The 14,756-nt window shown below is 50.5% G+C and carries 10 protein-coding genes, 1 pseudogene and 13 other annotated features; of the genes and pseudogenes, 6 read left to right on the forward strand and 5 right to left on the reverse strand.

Going from position 1 to position 14,756, the window contains the following annotated elements:
* Positions 1 to 271: 271 nt before the first annotated feature.
* The 3 genes and pseudogenes from ycdF (at position 272) to ycdC (ending at position 1,251) form a co-directional block, all read left to right on the forward strand.
* Positions 272 to 379, forward strand: a pseudogene (gene ycdF, locus STM1120) (pseudogene; in-frame stops following codons 5 and 21).
* Positions 303 to 308 (forward strand) — a ribosome-binding site (putative RBS for ymdF; RegulonDB:STMS1H001393). (Overlaps the previous pseudogene by 6 nt.)
* Positions 303 to 476 (forward strand): putative cytoplasmic protein gene (gene ymdF / locus STM1121; RefSeq protein ID NP_460093.1). Within the gene, positions 309 to 476 belong to an annotated coding region; the region does not span the whole gene. Before ycdF ends, ymdF begins: the two are co-directional and overlap by 77 nt.
* Before the next feature lie 123 nt (positions 477 to 599).
* Positions 600 to 605, forward strand: a ribosome-binding site (putative RBS for ycdC; RegulonDB:STMS1H001394).
* The gene (ycdC, locus tag STM1122; RefSeq protein ID NP_460094.1) for a putative transcriptional repressor (TetR/AcrR family) occupies positions 600 to 1,251 on the forward strand. Within the gene, positions 613 to 1,251 belong to an annotated coding region; the region does not span the whole gene. It overlaps the preceding feature by 6 nt.
* Here the strand turns inward: ycdC and STM1123 are convergent.
* Both STM1123 and putA read right to left on the reverse strand, forming a co-directional pair.
* Positions 1,248 to 1,650 (reverse strand): putative periplasmic protein gene (locus STM1123; protein ID NP_460095.1). Within the gene, positions 1,248 to 1,643 belong to an annotated coding region; the region does not span the whole gene. The genes ycdC and STM1123 overlap by 4 nt on opposite strands.
* Positions 1,645 to 1,650: a ribosome-binding site (putative RBS for STM1123; RegulonDB:STMS1H001395), on the reverse strand. Its footprint overlaps the gene before it by 6 nt.
* Positions 1,651 to 1,701: 51 nt before the next feature.
* Positions 1,702 to 5,664, reverse strand: a complete 3,963-nt coding sequence (putA, locus tag STM1124; RefSeq protein NP_447555.1) for a cytoplasmic transcriptional repressor — start codon at positions 5,662 to 5,664, stop codon at positions 1,702 to 1,704.
* A gap of 8 nt (positions 5,665 to 5,672) precedes the next feature.
* Positions 5,673 to 5,678, reverse strand: a ribosome-binding site (putative RBS for putA; RegulonDB:STMS1H001396).
* Between the two features lie 98 nt (positions 5,679 to 5,776).
* Positions 5,777 to 5,785, reverse strand: a -10 signal (putative -10_signal for putA; RegulonDB:STMLTH004470).
* 7 nt (positions 5,786 to 5,792) lie between these two features.
* Positions 5,793 to 5,801 (reverse strand) — a -35 signal (putative -35_signal for putA; RegulonDB:STMLTH004470).
* 219 nt (positions 5,802 to 6,020) lie between these two features.
* Positions 6,021 to 6,029: a -35 signal (putative -35_signal for putP; RegulonDB:STMLTH004471), on the forward strand.
* Here putA and putP point away from each other — a divergent pair.
* Both putP and phoH read left to right on the forward strand, forming a co-directional pair.
* The gene (putP, locus tag STM1125; RefSeq protein NP_460097.1) for an SSS family major sodium/proline symporter occupies positions 6,021 to 7,594 on the forward strand. Within the gene, positions 6,086 to 7,594 belong to an annotated coding region; the region does not span the whole gene. It overlaps the preceding feature by 9 nt.
* Positions 6,048 to 6,056, forward strand: a -10 signal (putative -10_signal for putP; RegulonDB:STMLTH004471). It overlaps the preceding gene by 9 nt.
* Positions 6,073 to 6,078: a ribosome-binding site (putative RBS for putP; RegulonDB:STMS1H001397), on the forward strand.
* Positions 7,595 to 8,400: 806 nt before the next feature.
* Positions 8,401 to 8,406: a ribosome-binding site (putative RBS for phoH; RegulonDB:STMS1H001398), on the forward strand.
* Positions 8,401 to 9,275 (forward strand): PhoB-dependent ATP-binding pho regulon component gene (phoH, locus tag STM1126; protein NP_447557.1). Within the gene, positions 8,421 to 9,275 belong to an annotated coding region; the region does not span the whole gene. Its footprint overlaps the feature before it by 6 nt.
* 105 nt (positions 9,276 to 9,380) lie before the next feature.
* Here the strand turns inward: phoH and STM1127 are convergent.
* The 3 genes from STM1127 to STM1129 all read right to left on the reverse strand — a co-directional run bounded on the left by STM1127 (position 9,381) and on the right by STM1129 (position 13,066).
* The gene (locus STM1127; RefSeq protein NP_460099.1) for a putative transcriptional regulator occupies positions 9,381 to 10,270 on the reverse strand. Within the gene, positions 9,381 to 10,262 belong to an annotated coding region; the region does not span the whole gene.
* Positions 10,265 to 10,270: a ribosome-binding site (putative RBS for STM1127; RegulonDB:STMS1H001399), on the reverse strand. Its footprint overlaps the gene before it by 6 nt.
* 276 nt (positions 10,271 to 10,546) lie before the next feature.
* Positions 10,547 to 12,055, reverse strand: a protein-coding gene (locus STM1128; protein ID NP_460100.1) for a putative sodium/glucose cotransporter. Within the gene, positions 10,547 to 12,043 belong to an annotated coding region; the region does not span the whole gene.
* Positions 12,050 to 12,055 (reverse strand) — a ribosome-binding site (putative RBS for STM1128; RegulonDB:STMS1H001400). (Overlaps the previous gene by 6 nt.)
* A gap of 324 nt (positions 12,056 to 12,379) precedes the next feature.
* The gene (locus STM1129; protein NP_460101.1) for a putative inner membrane protein occupies positions 12,380 to 13,066 on the reverse strand. Within the gene, positions 12,380 to 13,060 belong to an annotated coding region; the region does not span the whole gene.
* Positions 13,061 to 13,066 (reverse strand) — a ribosome-binding site (putative RBS for STM1129; RegulonDB:STMS1H001401). (Overlaps the previous gene by 6 nt.)
* 499 nt (positions 13,067 to 13,565) lie before the next feature.
* Between STM1129 and STM1130 the strand changes: the two genes are divergently transcribed.
* Positions 13,566 to 14,726 (forward strand): putative inner membrane protein, encoded by a 1,161-nt coding sequence (locus tag STM1130; protein ID NP_460102.1) that lies wholly within the window; start codon positions 13,566 to 13,568, stop codon positions 14,724 to 14,726.
* The last annotated feature ends 30 nt before the right edge of the window (positions 14,727 to 14,756 follow it).

A 14,756-nucleotide genomic window follows, 5' to 3' on the forward strand; every position in this document is an offset into this window, starting at 1 on the left:
TGCAAATTTCAGCGCCATTTCTTTGATTTATAACAATAATTAATTTGGCGACCTTTGTTGCAAAATGATACATTTTTAAGCGCTTTGATTTTCCCAAATATAAGAATAACTTATTTATTTCTTATGGTTATTATTCTGCGTATTCGGCTTCCAATGTTGCAGAATATTTCGGTAAGCGGCCTACTACGACGTTTTTCACTATGCTTAATGTTACGCGGCGTTACTGATGATATCGTTCATACGCTGCGCGAGGAGATACTCCTCATTACCTATGCAATATGATGTCTAATCTATGACGGAGGTCAGTAATGGCAAACCATCGTGGCGGTTCCGGTAATTTTGCGGAAGACCGCGAAAGAGCATCAGAAGCAGGTCGTAAAGGTGGTCAGCACAGCGGGGGCAATTTTAAGAATGACCCGCAGCGTGCATCCGAAGCAGGCAAAAAAGGGGGCAAAAGCAGTAACCGTAATAGCTAGCCTGCGTCACAACAGCAAGACGCTGAGCGTTTCGCGCTAAAAAGTGTCATGCGCCACCGCCGCCGGATTTCCGGCGGTTTTTTTGTTTATAAGCCGGATTTGGTATGCTTGCGTCCTGACAAAAAGGAGAGGGCGCATGTCGCAACGCACAGAGAAAAAAATCGGGAAACGCTCGCAGGCCACCGGTGCAAAACGGCAGCTTATCTTAACCGCCGCGCTTGCTGTTTTTTCCCAGTATGGCATTCATGGCGCGCGTCTTGAGCAGGTCGCCGAGCGGGCAGGCGTCTCCAAAACCAATCTGCTTTATTATTATCCCTCGAAAGAGGCGCTGTATGTCGCGGTAATGCGACAGATTCTGGATGTCTGGCTGGCGCCGCTCAAGGCGTTTCGCGCAGAATTTTCCCCTCTGGAGGCCATCAAAGAGTATATCCGTCTCAAGCTGGAAGTTTCGCGTGATTATCCGCAGGCGTCGCGGCTCTTCTGCATGGAGATGCTGGCGGGCGCGCCGCTCTTAATGGAGGAACTGACCGGCGATCTAAAAGCGTTGATAGATGAAAAATCCGCGCTGATTGCCGGATGGGTGCACAGCGGGAAACTGGCGCCCATTTCTCCGCACCATTTGATCTTCATGATTTGGGCCGCCACGCAACATTACGCCGATTTTGCCCCTCAGGTTGAGGCGGTAACCGGCGCGACGCTTCGCGATGAAGCCTTTTTTAACCAAACGGTCGAAAGCGTTCAGCGCATTATTATTGAAGGGATTCGCGTGCGTTAACCGGCTGGCGGCAGTGGGCAGCTCAAATCCCCCTCTTCACATTGCAGCAGCGAGGCTAAAAACGCTTCGCGTTCGTTCGTTTTATCGGTCAGGCACTGGCTGGCGATCATGGGTTGCACGCTGCCGCCCTCCGTACCTGAGCGAATCAGCGCGCAATCGGCGTCGCGCAGGGCAATCCATGCCACCTGTGCTTTTTGTAACAGCTCGCGCTGCGGCGGTTGCGCACGCTTAAGCGCGCTTTGATAGGTTTCGTTCAGCTTTTTATCTGCCGCCTGGTATTGCGCGGCGGCGCAGCGATTCATTTCCAGCTGCGTACTGGCGCTGGCACACTCATCGGCCAACGCCTGACTGCTGATCAACAACGCCGCGCAGGTAAGGAAAATTCGTTTCATACGGTCCTCTGACGCGAGTAAAAAGGCTCCATTGACGGAGCCTTAATTAACCACAGTATTAGCCAATTGTCATCAGGCTGGCATTACCGCCAGCGGCGGCAGTGTTTACGCTCAGCGAACGTTCAATATAGAGCCGTTCCAGCAGTATATTGCTTTCGCCGCGGGCGAACCCCTGTACCGACACTATCGCGCCTTCGCGGGCGGCGACGGCTTCGCACACGGTTCGCAGCTTGTCGGAGTCGCCGTGGAAAATCACCGCGTCAAACGGCTGCGCCATCAGCGTTTCCGCTTTCGCAAACTGGACACGCGCCGCGACGGCGGCGGGGAGACGTTTCGCCAGATCGCGGTGGAAGGCGTCGTCTGACCATAGCGCCTGACTGCCGACGGCGAGAACGGCGGCAAGCTGCGTCAACGCGTCCTGTTCATCATCAGCCAGGCATAATACCCGTTCACGCGGCAACAACGTCCAGGTATTGCGCTCGCCGGTCGGCCCCGGTAGCAGGCGCTGCGTGCCGGCCTGGGCCAGATCGGCGAATTGTCGGCAGAGCGTCTGTAGCGCCGGGCGATCCGCCGCCCATTGTGTCAGGGCGGTCAACGGCGCGAGTAGCGTGGTTTTAAGCTGCGCATCCACCGGGTAACGCGCATCCTGACGAGTCAGCGTCGTATTGAGCGCATTGGGCGGGCGGTGTGCCAGCAGGCGGTAGAGATAGAGCGGTCCTCCCGCTTTTGGCCCGGTGCCGGACAGGCCTTCGCCGCCAAACGGCTGGACGCCGACGACCGCGCCCACCATATTACGGTTAACGTACAGGTTGCCGACATGGGCGGAACCGGTGACTTGCGCAATGGTTTCATCAATACGGGTATGTACGCCCAGCGTTAGCCCGTAGCCGGAAGCGTTAATCTGTTCGATAAGCTCCGCCAGTTGGTTACGGTTATAACGCACGACGTGCAGCACGGGCCCGAAGACCTCTTTTTCCAGTTCTGCGAAGTTTTCCAGCTCAATAAGCGTGGGCATAACAAACGTACCGGTCTGCCATTCCTGCGCATCATCGCTGTTTTCACGTGCGGCCTGGAAAACCGGGCGGCCTTTGGCGCGCATCGTCTGGATGTGACGTTCAATGTTGGCTTTGGCCTCGCTATCGATCACCGGCCCGATATCGGTCGTCAGACGGCCTGGATTCCCCATCCGACACTCCGCCATCGCGCCGCGTAACATTTTCAGCGTATGTTCGGCGATATCGTCCTGCAAACACAGCACGCGGAGCGCGGAACAGCGTTGTCCGGCGCTGTCGAAAGCGGAAGCCAGCACATCCACGACCACCTGCTCGGTGAGCGCGGAAGAGTCGACAATCATAGCGTTCATACCGCCGGTTTCCGCAATCAACGGAATAGGGCGGCCCTGGGCGTCAAGACGCGTGGCGATGTTGCGCTGCAACAACGTCGCGACCTCCGTGGAGCCGGTAAACATCACGCCGCGTACACGCGCATCGGCGGTAAGCTGGGCGCCGACGGTTTCTCCCCGTCCCGGCAACAGTTGCACGACGCCCGGCGGTACGCCCGCTTCCAGCAAAATGGCAATGCCCTGGGCGGCAATCAGCGATGTCTGCTCTGCCGGTTTCGCCAGAACGCTGTTACCTGCCGCCAGCGCGGCGGCGATTTGGCCGGTGAAAATGGCCAGCGGGAAGTTCCACGGACTGATGCAGACTACCGGCCCTAACGGGCGATGCGTTTCGTTATCGAAATCGTCACGCACTTGACCGGCATAATAATGGAGGAAGTCTACCGCTTCGCGCACTTCGGCAATGGCGTTGCTGAACGTTTTCCCCGCTTCACGCACCAACAGGCCAATCAACTGCTGCATTTGGTCTTCCATTAATACCGCCGCCCGCTGCAAAATAGCGGCGCGTTCTTGCGGCGGCGTCGCAAACCAAACCGGCGCCTGATTGACCGCGTTTTGCAATGCCTGTTCAACCTCGCTTTCTGTCGCTTCGCGTCCCCAGCCAACAATATCTTTCGGTTCCGCCGGGTTGATAACCGGCGTCATCTCACCGTCGGCCACCGGTTGTTCCAGCACAGGTTTGGCCTGCCATTTCTGCATGGCGTTGCTTAACAGGGCAGAAGAAAGCGAGGCGAGGCGATGTTCATTCGCTAAATCAAGTCCGGCGGAGTTTATCCGACCTTCGCCGTACAGATCGCGCGGCAGCGGAATTTTCGGATGCGGTATGCCAGCCTGACCTTCCTGCTGCGCCAGTTTTTCCACGGCCTCGACCGGGTCCGCCACCAGTTCATCGAGCGGTAGGGTGGCATCGGCGATACGGTTGACAAAAGAGGTGTTGGCGCCGTTTTCCAGCAGGCGTCGTACCAGATAGGCCAGCAGGGTTTCGTGTGTTCCCACCGGCGCGTAAATACGGCAGGGACGGTTAAGTTTTCCGTCCGCCACTTTACCGGTGACCTGTTCATACAGCGGTTCGCCCATGCCGTGCAGGCACTGGAATTCGTACTGACCCGGATAGTAATTTTGCCCGGCCAGATGATAAATCGCCGCCAGTGTGTGAGCGTTATGGGTCGCGAACTGCGGGTAGATCAGATTAGGGACGGCGAGCAGTTTTTTCGCGCAGGCCAGATAAGAGACATCGGTATACACTTTGCGGGTATAAACCGGATAGCCCTCCAGCCCTTCCATTTGCGCGCGTTTGATCTCGCTATCCCAGTAGGCGCCTTTCACCAGACGAATCATCAGCCGACGGCGGCTACGGGAGGCCAGATCGACTAAATAATCAATGACCAGCGGGCAGCGTTTCTGGTAAGCCTGAATCACAAAGCCAATGCCGTTCCAGCCCGCCAGTTCGGGTTCGAAGCAGAGTTTTTCCAGCAGATCGAGCGAGATCTCCAGACGATCCGCCTCTTCGGCGTCGATATTGAGACCAATGTCGTACTGGCGCGCCAGCAGCGTCAGGGATTTCAGGCGCGGATAAAGCTCCTCCATTACCCGATCGTATTGCGCGCGACTATAGCGTGGATGCAGGGCGGACAGCTTAATCGAGATGCCTGGCCCTTCGTAAATACCGCGACCGTTAGACGCTTTGCCGATGGCATGAATCGCTTGCTGGTAAGAAACCATATAGGCCTGCGCATCGGCGGCGGTTAACGCGGCTTCGCCCAGCATATCGTAAGAATAGCGGAACCCTTTCTCTTCCAGTTTTCGGGCATTCGCCAGCGCCTGAGCAATGGTTTCGCCAGTCACGAACTGCTCGCCCATTAAACGCATCGCCATGTCGACGCCTTTGCGGATTAACGGCTCGCCGCTCTTGCCGATAATGCGGTTCAGCGAGCGCGATAGATTGGCTTCGTTATGCGTTGAGACCAGTCGGCCGGTAAAGAGCAGCCCCCAGGTGGCGGCGTTTACAAACAGCGACGGGCTACGGCCAATATGCGACTGCCAGTTGCCATTACTGATTTTGTCGCGAATTAACGCATCGCGCGTAGCTTTGTCGGGAATACGCAGCAGCGCTTCCGCCAGACACATCAGCGCTACGCCTTCTTGCGAAGAGAGGGAAAACTCCTGCAACAGGCCTTGCACCATACCCGCGCGACCGCTGGCGGATTTTTGATTGCGCAATTTCTCCGCCAGTTGATACGCCAGTTTATGCGCCTGCTCAGCGACAGGCGGCGACAGGCGCGCCTGTTCCATTAGCATTGACACCGCATCGGTTTCCGGGCGGCGCCAGGCGGCGGTGATGGCGGCGCGAGAGACGGATTGGGGAAGAATTTGTTCGGCAAACTCCAGAAAGGGCTGATGCGGCTCATCCTGCGGCGCGACCGGCTCCTCGCTTTCATTTGCCGCGCCGACAAACAGCGCAGGTAGCTCCGGTAGCGTATCGCTATTTTCCAGCTTGTCCAGATAGCTAAAGATTGCCTGTTTTATTAACCAGTGCGGCGTGCGATCGATACGCGACGCGGCCATTTTGATCCGTTCGCGCGTGGCGTCGTCCAGCTTAACCCCCATCGTGGTGGTTCCCATACCCTCTACTCCTGTTATTCGCTCTATCTGCTAACCAATAGTTAGCGGAAAATATCCACCATGTTGCAACTTTGTGCAACCGCGTTAAATGTGACCTGCGTTGCAAGCTTAAAAATGAATGAATTGTTAAAAAAAGATAAGGGAGTGTCTGACGAGAAAACCATCTGGATTTATTTTCTCTGCGGTAGTTAACACTTTTAAAAGGTGCAACCGCAAAAAATGTGAGAGAGTGCAACCTGGAGAAAAATAGTATCCCTCTGCAATCAAATTTGATGTAAATGGTGTGTTAAATCGATTGTGAATAACCACCGCTTCCGGCAGGATACGGTCGCCCTGGTAAACATAACACCCTTGCCACGTTCCGGCAGGGTACAAAACGGCACGCTACGGTAGTGCCAATAAATAAATTTGGAGAACCTTGATGGCTATTAGCACACCGATGTTGGTGACATTCTGTGTCTATATTTTTGGCATGATATTGATTGGGTTTATCGCCTGGCGCTCAACCAAAAACTTTGATGACTATATTCTTGGCGGTCGCAGTCTGGGGCCGTTTGTTACGGCTTTATCAGCCGGCGCGTCGGATATGAGCGGCTGGCTGTTAATGGGGCTGCCTGGCGCTATCTTTCTGTCGGGGATCTCTGAAAGCTGGATCGCCATTGGCCTGACGTTAGGCGCATGGATTAACTGGAAGCTGGTGGCCGGGCGCCTGCGCGTGCATACCGAATTTAACAATAACGCGCTCACGCTGCCGGACTATTTTACCGGTCGGTTTGAGGATAAGAGCCGAGTCCTGCGTATTATTTCCGCGCTGGTCATTCTGTTGTTTTTCACTATCTATTGCGCGTCAGGTATTGTCGCTGGGGCACGACTGTTCGAAAGCACCTTCGGTATGAGCTATGAAACCGCACTGTGGGCGGGGGCCGCGGCAACCATTATTTATACCTTTATCGGCGGGTTCCTTGCCGTTAGCTGGACGGATACCGTTCAGGCCAGCCTGATGATTTTTGCGTTAATCCTGACGCCGGTGATGGTTATTGTTGGCGTAGGCGGTTTCAGCGAGTCGCTGGAGGTGATCAAGCAAAAGAGCATCGAGAATGTCGACATGCTCAAGGGGCTGAATTTTGTCGCTATTATTTCCCTGATGGGCTGGGGACTGGGTTACTTCGGTCAGCCGCATATCCTGGCGCGCTTTATGGCGGCGGACTCCCATCACAGCATTGTTCATGCGCGTCGTATCAGTATGACCTGGATGATTCTGTGTCTGGCGGGCGCGGTGGCGGTGGGCTTCTTTGGCATTGCGTACTTTAACAATAACCCCGCGCTGGCCGGGGCGGTGAACCAAAACTCAGAACGCGTATTTATTGAACTGGCGCAGATCCTGTTTAACCCGTGGATTGCCGGTGTTCTGCTGTCTGCTATCCTGGCGGCGGTGATGTCGACGTTGAGCTGTCAGTTGCTGGTATGCTCCAGCGCGATTACAGAAGATTTATATAAGGCTTTTCTGCGTAAAAGCGCCAGCCAGCAAGAGCTGGTATGGGTAGGGCGAGTGATGGTGCTGGTGGTAGCGCTGATCGCCATTGCGCTGGCGGCGAATCCCGATAACCGTGTGCTGGGGCTGGTGAGCTACGCCTGGGCTGGATTCGGCGCGGCATTTGGACCTGTTGTCCTGTTTTCTGTGATGTGGTCGCGTATGACACGTAACGGCGCGCTGGCGGGAATGATTATTGGCGCGGTGACGGTTATCGTCTGGAAACAATATGGCTGGCTGGATCTGTATGAGATTATCCCTGGCTTCATTTTCGGCAGCCTGGGGATCGTAATCTTTAGCCTGCTTGGCAAAGCGCCGACAGCAGCGATGCAGGAACGCTTTGCAAAAGCGGACGCGCATTATCATTCCGCGCCGCCGTCGAAGCTACAGGCGGAATAACCGACATGTCCGATAGCATTATTGCCATCGGACATATTTTACCAGGCGGCGTTATACGCCCGCCTGGTCCTCTGATAAGTCCCGGACCGATTGACTGAAGATGTTCAGGTAAATGAGGACGCACTCTCAAACTATTTTTAGCCCTTGAGCGCCGTTAACGCGGGCGTAATACATCTCGAGTAATCACTAACTAGCCATATATGAAATCGCCTGTTAATGGTACCAATAGCCTTGACGCAATAGAGTAATGACAAAAATTAAAACAAGTCAGCGTTACTGGCGTAAGTATGCCGCATAAAATTTTGCATAAATAATGCCGTTTTAGCGATGGGAGAGAGGACACGTTAATTATTCCATTTTAACCTTATATATGTTCAATATTCAATGGGTTATGGATGTTTTCAGCATTAATACCCGCAGTAGCTAATGATTATCTTTTTTAGTCTCCTGCCGATGAAATAATCGTGTAATCTTTCTGTAAGAGACTGACAATGACGCAATAATGTTTGGTTAATGCTTGGTGAATATATTGTTGCATTATTGATGTTTTGTGTTGTACTTAGTAGTAATAGCGGTAGTTCCCCGGCAGTGATGGTCACTCACTATGGAGATCGCGAATGGTAATGTCCGCACCAGGACACATTGTTTACAGTAGTTACAACACCCTGTACGGACATTCTCTCTCCGGTGGTGGTCTTGTCATCTTAAAAGCTCTCATCATTTCCCTTACTGACCATACCCATGACGTCATATGTGGTGCGCGTAGCCGTGTGTGGCGTCGTTTCAAAAAGCAAGCTAAGGCTTACAAGGAAGCCAACCCTCAGATGTGTGTGCGCATAATCGCGTTCAAGAGAACGCGGGTGATGTATACCTACAACTCAAGGTGCTATCCATGGGAAGACAAAAAGCAGTGATCAAAGCTCGTCGTGAAGCAAAGCGTGTGTTGAGACGAGATTCGCGTAGTCATAAGCAACGTGAAGAAGAATCGGTCACGTCACTGGTACAGATGGGCGGAGTAGAAGCCATTGGCATGGCGCGCGATAGTCGCGATACCTCTCCTGTTAAGGCGCGAAATGAAGCACAGGCGCATTATCTGAACGCTATCGACAGTAAACAGCTTATTTTTGCGACCGGCGAAGCCGGCTGCGGGAAAACATGGATCAGTGCGGCAAAGGCGGCAGAAGCATTGATTCATAAGGACGTCGAGAGGATCATTGTGACGCGTCCGGTATTGCAAGCTGATGAAGACCTTGGTTTTTTGCCCGGTGATATCGCTGAAAAATTCGCGCCTTATTTTCGTCCCGTCTACGATGTCCTGCTTAAACGGTTGGGCGCGTCCTTTATGCAATATTGTTTGCGCCCGGAAATCGGTAAGGTAGAAATTGCCCCGTTCGCCTATATGCGTGGGCGTACTTTTGAAAATGCGGTCGTGATCCTCGATGAGGCGCAAAATGTGACTGCGGCGCAAATGAAAATGTTTTTGACGCGATTAGGCGAAAATGTCACGGTCATTGTCAATGGCGATATTACGCAATGCGACCTGCCGCGCGGCGTGCGTTCCGGGTTGAGCGATGCGTTGGAACGCTTTGAAGAAGATGAAATGGTAGGGATTGTGCATTTCAACAAAGACGACTGCGTGCGCTCGGCGCTTTGTCAGCGAACGCTTCACGCATACAGCTAATATAGCATTGACTTTCAGAGCCCGGGAAACCGGGCTTTGTTATCTATAAAGCATCCAGCAGACTCATGGACAAAAAAGGAAAATGACGCCTGTACGTGAAGGGAATTATTTTGTCATGTCCAGGGCATTCATTGTCCGTAATTTGCTTTCTCGGGCCTGTTCCGGCGAGGACTGTACAAGAAGGGTATAGAGCAGGTCAAAGACGAAAAGCTGCGCGGCTTTCGTACCGATCGAGTCACCCTGCAACATTCCTTGCCGATTACCATTGATCAGGCAAAAATCGGCCTCTTCACATAATGGAGAACCCAGATTATGGGTAATGGCGACTGTGGTGGCGCCAGCCTGTCGGGCCAATCGGAGTGAATGCACTGTTTCTGGCGATGTGCCCGAGTGACTGACACCCATCGCGACATCGCCTGCTTTTAATAGCGTAGCCTGCATGTACATAAAATGGTTATTGCTTACCGCATCGCCCCGTAAACCAATACGCATTAGCTTGTGTTTCATATCCAGCGCCGTGATCCCCGATGAGCCCACACCAAAGATATAAACTGAGTGACAGTGACGTAGGGCATCCACGACACCGAGAACCTGTTGCATATCAAGCAGATTTAGCGTTTCAGATAATACATTACTAATGGTGTTCTGCAATTTTAAACCAATGGCGTGGGCATCGTCGGATTCGCTAACTTCGGCATCCAGTAGAGGACTACTGTCATCAGACTCGGTAGTGGCAAGTTCAATGGCCAGGTCCATTTTAAAATCCTGAAAACCTTTATAGCCCAGGGTGCGACAAAAGCGAATAACCGTGGCTTCTCCGGCCTGTGTTTCGCGCGACAAATCGGCAATAGATGACTGTGTCACCTGTCTGGGGAAGGCTAAAATATATTGCGCAATACGCTGGGAGGCACGTGTCAGGCTTTTTTGCATAGCACCCAGAGTATCAAGGATTTTTCCGGGTTTAAGACGTGGGGGTTGAGGCTCCATATAGTTCCTGCTCTTGAGGGCTGATTGCGGCACAAAGCCTGCAATATCGAACAGAGCAGAGCCTATCAAGTCTGCGGCATGAAAAAAAGCGCGATGTAAGTAAAGGAGGGGGAATATTTACATCGCGTTGCCAACTTATGACAGAACATCACTGGAGAGTAATCTGTTGCTCTTACGGTGTTTATAGCGCGCCATTTGACGGATGGTTTATACCTGGCCCGGTATTGTCGCCCCGCGCGTTGGCGTCACCGTATGCTGTGTCGGTATAGCGTGGTATCATGAAATCATAATGTCACCTTTGGTTCAGGTTTTTCATCCAGCGTCAATGGCGGTGCCGGGGCAAATAACGGGGCGAAAATAACGCCGCTGATCACCACGCTTAGCGAGCCAATGACCCCATAAAAGAAGAAGTTAAGGTCAGTGGCATAGCGTGCGCCCAGCACGGTAATGACGCTGATAATAATTCCTAAAACCGCACTCCCGGCATTTGCTCGTTTAAAGAAAATGCCCAGCATGAACAGACCGGTCATTGGCCCTCCCATCAGACCTATCAGACTATTAAATGCATCCCAGATTTCTGATTCATCGGCCATGACCAGCCATACCGAGGCCGCGCTACTTATCAAGCCCGCGACCAGAATAACTAACTTAGCTATTTTCATACGGTTTTCTGGCGTTCTTTTTTTATGACTCAAACGCTGATAGATATCGGAATTAAAACAACTGGAAATGCTGTTTAAGCTGCTGGAGATACTGGACTGCGCAGCAGCGAAAATAGCGGCGATTATCAACCCTGCAATGCCGACTGGCATTTCGGTGACCACGAATAAGGGCAAAATGCCGCCAGTGTTGAATCCCGCCGGTAATAATTGTGGATGTTGCTGATAATAGACAAACAATGCCGAGCCGATAGCAAAAAAGAAAACAGGGATCACAGCAACCAGTTTGGCATTTGTAAGTAATGTTTTCTTCGTTTCCTCTATGGAGTCAGTCACGATATAGCGTTGGACCACATCCTGACTGGCAGTAAATTGCTGAATATTGGCAAACAGAAAACCAATCATCAATACAGGTACTGTGCTTTCCGTCCAGCTCCAGTGGAACTGCGTAGCCGGAAAGAATTTATCCGCCTGCTGCGTCACCGTAAAAATTTCATCAATGCCGCCCTGGACTTTGAGACATATCACTATAAAAATCAGTATCGCGCTGCCAGAAAGTAAGAGGCCTTGAATAACATCAGTCCATATTACTCCTTCAATTCCACCCATCCAGGTATAAATGATACACATCACGCTAATCAACAGTACCAAAATCACCGGGTCTATAGCGATGAAGGGGCGCAAGGCCAGCACGGTGAGGAAAGTGATAATGGCGATACGTCCAATATGAAACAACATAAATGACATGCTGGCGAACAGACGGCAGCGCACATCGAACCGTGCTTCGAGATATTCATAGGCTGATGTGACTTTCAATTTCCGAAAAAACGGAATATAGAAATAAAAAACCAGCGGTAAAATTGCGATAGCCAGATACTGACCAATGATAAACGTCCAGTCGGAAGTAAACGCTTTGGCAGGAATTGACATAAATGTAATTGAGCTTAACGTAGTAGCAAATACACTGACCCCAGCCGCCCAACCAGGAACCCGGCCACCACCGCGAAAATAATCGTCTGCTGTTTTTTGCCGTCTGGAAAAATAGACACCGACTAACATCATGGCCAGGAGGTAGCCAAATAATACAAGATAATTAACGATGCCGAAAGAATGTGTAATCATAGTTCTTTCCTGCTTATGGTTTTGAGTAGAGTTGCGGTCATCGTCTGTGTATTTTTATCTTCCCATCATTCAGACGATACGATATTCAGATCAAGTAATAGTTTTTGTTAATCTCAATGACGGTAATCATGAGATGTAAAAGGCAGAGCATTTATGCTCCACCAATGGTGATGCCCAGACGTATGTCCTGCCGGATACCTGAAATAGCAGATATCCGATATTGCGTTCAAACAGGCTTCAGGCCTGGGTCTCGTATTTGCCGATAGCATTATTAACGTCGGATTATTCTCTGAGGCATAAATATCAATAGTAAGCGTGTTCATTTTCTTTTCCTGTTCAGCGTTTTACTGCGTGACTGAACCACTGACAGATATGCTCAATACGGGTGATAGCGGAACCAACGGTAACTGCCCAGGCACCATGCTCAATAGCATTGGCCGCCAGTGCAGGCGTGTTATAGCGCCCCTCGGCAATAACACGACAACCTGCATGGCTCAGTTGTGTCACCATTGCCAAATCTGGCTCAACCGGCGTGATGGGGCCGGTATAGCCAGACAGTGTTGTACCAATGAATTCGATTCCTTTCTGATGGCAACTTATGCCTTCATTCACGGTTGAACAGTCTGCCATCGCCAGTAATCCATGCAGGCGAATACGTGTCAGTAAACTATCAATATCAACCGGGCGAGAGCGGAATGAGGCATCAAAAGCGATAATATCGGCACCTGCCTGCGCCAGGGCGTCAACATCCTGTAAATATGGAGTGATACGGACTGGCGACCCTGTAAGGTCACGTTTAATTATCCCAATAATAGGAACAGAAAGATGGGGACGAACAGTCCGCAGATTCTCAATGCCTTCAATGCGCACAGCGACCGCACCCGCCGAAGCCGCTGCCTGTGCCATTGCAGCCACAATTTCAGGTTTATCCATAGGGCTGCCTGGTACCGGTTGGCATGAGACAATCAGCCCACCGTTTTCGTGTACACTTTGTTCCAGCCTGGCTAATAGTGACATCCAGTTCCGCCTTATATATTTGAAGTTTTGCTCCGTTTTATGTTATGTCTTGGAGTGTTGCTACATCAAGCAAAAAGATAGAAAAATGTGAACACAGTCATAAGGTATGTTTGTTATTCAATTACTGCGCCAGCGGATTTGAGGCTATAACCTGAAGCTACAAGACAAATACAATTCATTCTGACGGCAGCATGCTGTATTTTATTAACTGCTTCCGGCATAAAGATAAAATGCTCAGAAGGAGCTTATACGCCACGGGATAGCCAGTATGAAATGCATCACATAATTCTTGTTGTATTTATTCAGAATGCTATCACTAATGAGTTTGGCCATAACAGATCACCCATAATCACTTCTAACATCACCATGGGGTGCTTTTACCTCGCACATGATAACTCCATGTAATTATTTTTAGCGCTTGGTCACATTTTGTCATTGTCATTGTTGAAATTGTGCACCATAAGATCACTAATGATGAAGCTTTACTCCAATTGTATTTCTTCGCATGGGGATGCAGATGAAAAATTTTAAGAAAATGATGACGCTAATGGCGCTATGTTTCTCAGTTGCTATCACCACATCAGGATATGCAACGACGCTTCCTGATATACCAGAACCACTGAAAAATGGTACTGGCGCTATTGATAATAATGGCGTGATTTATGTCGGCTTAGGTACCGCAGGGACATCCTGGTATAAAATTGATCTTAAAAAGCAACATAAAGACTGGGAGCGTATAAAGTCGTTTCCTGGTGGAGCTCGTGAGCAATCCGTGTCGGTATTTTTAAATGATGAGCTTTATGTTTTTGGTGGCGTAGGGAAAAAAAACAGTGAATCACCGTTGCAGGTTTATAGCGATGTGTACAAATACTCACCGGTGAAAAATACATGGCAAAAAGTTGACACTATATCTCCAGTTGGATTAACAGGGCATACGGGAGTAAAATTAAATGAAACGATGGTACTTATTACCGGAGGGGTTAATGAGCATATCTTTGATAAGTATTTTATTGATATAGCGGCTGCGGCTGCGGATGAAAGTGAAAAAAATAAAGTCATCTATAATTATTTTAATAAACCTGCCAAAGATTATTTTTTTAATAAAATCGTATTTATCTACAATGCTAAAGAGAACACATGGAAGAATGCCGGTGAGCTGCCAGGCGCGGGGACGGCAGGATCGTCATCGGTAATGGGAAATAATTTCCTGATGCTGATTAATGGTGAGCTCAAACCGGGTTTACGTACCGATGTGATTTACCGCGCCATGTGGGATAACGATAAGCTAACATGGTTGAAGAACAGCCAGTTACCGCCATCGCCTGGAGAACAACAGCAGGAAGGGTTGGCCGGAGCATTTTCGGGCTATAGTCACGGTGTCCTGCTTGTCGGTGGTGGCGCGAATTTTCCGGGAGCAAAACAAAATTATACTAATGGAAAGTTTTATTCCCACGAAGGGATAAATAAAAAATGGCGAGATGAAGTCTATGGTTTGATTAATGGTCATTGGCAATATATGGGTAAAATGAAACAACCTCTCGGCTATGGTGTATCAGTAAGTTATGGTGATGAAGTTTTCCTTATTGGTGGTGAAAATGCTAAAGGGAAACCTGTTTCGTCTGTAACCTCCTTTACCATGCGTGATGGTAATTTATTAATAAAATAATTTTTTAAATACAAAAATAAAGTTAATTGA

This window comes from Salmonella enterica subsp. enterica serovar Typhimurium str. LT2, assembly GCF_000006945.2.
In the GTDB taxonomy this organism is placed as follows: Bacteria; Pseudomonadota; Gammaproteobacteria; order Enterobacterales; family Enterobacteriaceae; genus Salmonella; species Salmonella enterica.